Source organism: Burkholderia sp. Bp9143 (assembly GCF_003853645.1).
Taxonomy (GTDB): Bacteria; Pseudomonadota; Gammaproteobacteria; order Burkholderiales; family Burkholderiaceae; genus Burkholderia.
The window spans coordinates 1-2,349 of the sequence record NZ_QTPO01000119.1 but is presented as its reverse complement, the minus strand read 5'-3'; the positions used below and the strand labels follow the sequence as shown (position 1 = coordinate 2,349).

The 2,349-nt window shown below is 66.2% G+C and carries 2 protein-coding genes; both read right to left on the bottom strand.

Annotated elements, in window-relative coordinates; genetic code table 11:
- A partial coding sequence (tssE, locus tag DIE23_RS38845; protein ID WP_124618161.1) for a type VI secretion system baseplate subunit TssE occupies positions 1-257 on the bottom strand: 257 nt, incomplete at its 3' end.
- Positions 258-270: 13 nt separating this feature from the next.
- Positions 271-2,349, bottom strand: a 2,079-nt coding sequence (gene tssH / locus DIE23_RS38840; protein WP_124618159.1) for a type VI secretion system ATPase TssH, incomplete at its 5' end; no start/stop codon positions are given.

The following is a 2,349-nucleotide window of genomic DNA, read 5'->3' as shown; positions in this document are numbered from 1 at the left end:
GGCTCGTACTTCAGCAGCGTCGCTTCCATCTGTTCCTTGAGCAGGTGCGCGGACGCCGGCAGCGCCTTGTAGATGTTCGTCAAGTCCGGCAGACCGTAGTCGGGCAGGTGCTTCAGCGCGCCGGCTCGCGTGTTCAGGATGCGCTGCACATTCTGCTGCACGCTCAGGCATTCGAGCGTCCGGTCGTCGTGGGCATTGAGCGGCACACCGCCGATCTGTCCGAGCAGCATGTCGTAGAGGGACGGTCCGGCCGACATGACGTCGCTCCCGTTACGCGACGACCGGCGCGGGCGCCATGTCGTCAGGAGCCGTCTCGTCGCGGTCGACGAAGTCGATCGTCAGGTTGCCTTCCGCCGAGCTCGAGAGCGCGATCTTCGCGGGCGTGGTGCCGCTGGCCATACGCGCCAGCAACTCACGCGAGACGGTCGGCAGGATGCGCTGATTGAGGAACGCGTCAACGTTGCGCGCACCGGATTCGCGTGCGAGGCAAAGCTCGGCCATCGCGCCGATCAACGACTCGTCGCAGGACAGCTCCACGTCGTGTTGCCGGCGCAGGCGGTCCGCGAACTTCGCGAGCTTCAGGCGCACGATGGAGGCAAGTGCCGTCGCGTCAAGCGGTCGGTAGACCAGCGTCTGGAAACGCGCGAGCAGGGCAGGCTGAAAGTGCCCAACAAGCTGCGGGTGAATCGCCTCGAGCAGCTCAGTCTGCGCGGTCGCCGGATTCTCGGCCGTGGCCTCGTCAATCTGCGCGCTACCGAGATTGGACGTCATCAGGATCACGCAGTTGCGGAAATCGATCTCGCGTCCTTCGCCGTCGCGCATCATGCCGCGATCGAACACCTGGTAGAACATGTCGAGCACGTCGCGGTGAGCCTTCTCCACTTCATCAAGCAGCACGACGCTGTACGGGCGCTGACGTACCGCCTCAGTCAGGATACCCCCGCGACCGTAACCTACGTAACCCGGCGGGGAACCCTTGAGCTGCGAGACTGTGTGCGACTCCTGGTACTCCGACATATTGATCGTCGTGAGCGCCGCTTCCCCACCAAAGAGCAGGTCGGCCAGCGCGAGCGCCGTCTCGGTCTTGCCCACACCCGATGGGCCAGCGAGCAGGAACACGCCGAGCGGCGTGTGTTCGTTCTTGAGTCCCGCTTTCGCGGTGCGCAGGCTTTCTGCGAGCGCGCCAAGCGCATCGTCCTGCGCCACCACGCGCCTGGCGAGCTGCGCCTCGAGCGTCAGCAGGCTCTGCAGTTCGTTCTCGACGAGGTTGCCGACCGGCACACCCGTCCACTCGGCGACCACACGTGCGATCGCCTGCGCGTCGACGTCCGCGAAAATCAGCGGAGCCTTGCCCTGCGCCCTGGCGAGCGCCTGCCGTGCCGCAGTGAACGACGCGCCGTCCGGTGCGCTGCGCTCGGCATCGCGCTGTTCATGCAGTTTCTTGACGAGCGTGAGCTCAAGGTCGTAGCGTACCTGCAGTTCGGTCAATTCATCGTGTGCACCTGCGAGCGCCGCGTCAAGCGACGCGCGGCGCGCTGACGTGTCCTCGATGCCGGCGCGTGCATCGTCTTCCAGCGTCGCGAGCTCCAGTTCCAGCGCGGCGACTGCGGCGCGCGCCCGCTGCAGTTCGGCCGGCGGGGATTCAAGACCCATGCGGACGCGCGCGGCGGCCGTATCGATTAGGTCGACCGCCTTGTCTGGGAGTTGCCTCGCGGGAATGTAGCGGCGCGAAAGTTTGACCGCGGCGACGAGCGCTTCATCACGGATATGCACGTGGTGGTATTGCGCGTATCGACTCTTCAGGCCGCGCAGCATCAGGCACGCCGCCTCGTCATCGGGCTCGTCGACCTTGATGATCTGGAAACGCCGCTCGAGCGCGGCGTCGCGTTCGAAGAATTCCTTGTATTCGGACCAGGTGGTGGCCGCGATCGTACGCAGCTCGCCGCGCGCGAGCGCGGGCTTCAGCAGGTTCGCGGCGTCGGCGCCGCCCGCGGCGTTGCCCGCGCCGATCAGGGTGTGCGCTTCGTCGATGAAGAGCAGGATCGGGACAGGCGAGGCCTGCACCTCATCGATCACGTTCTTCAGCCGCTGCTCGAACTCGCCTTTCACGCCGGCGCCGGCCTGCAGCAGACCCAGATCGAGCGTGAGGATGCGCACGTCGCGGATCACGTTCGGGACGGTTCCTTCGGCCACGCGCAGCGCGAGGCCCTCGACAAGCGCGGTCTTGCCCACGCCGGGCTCACCGACCAGAATCGGATTGTTCTTGCGTCGGCGTGCGAGCACGTCGACCATTTGCTGGATCTCGCGATCGCGGCCGAACACCGGGTCGATCTGGCCGTTGCGAGCCTT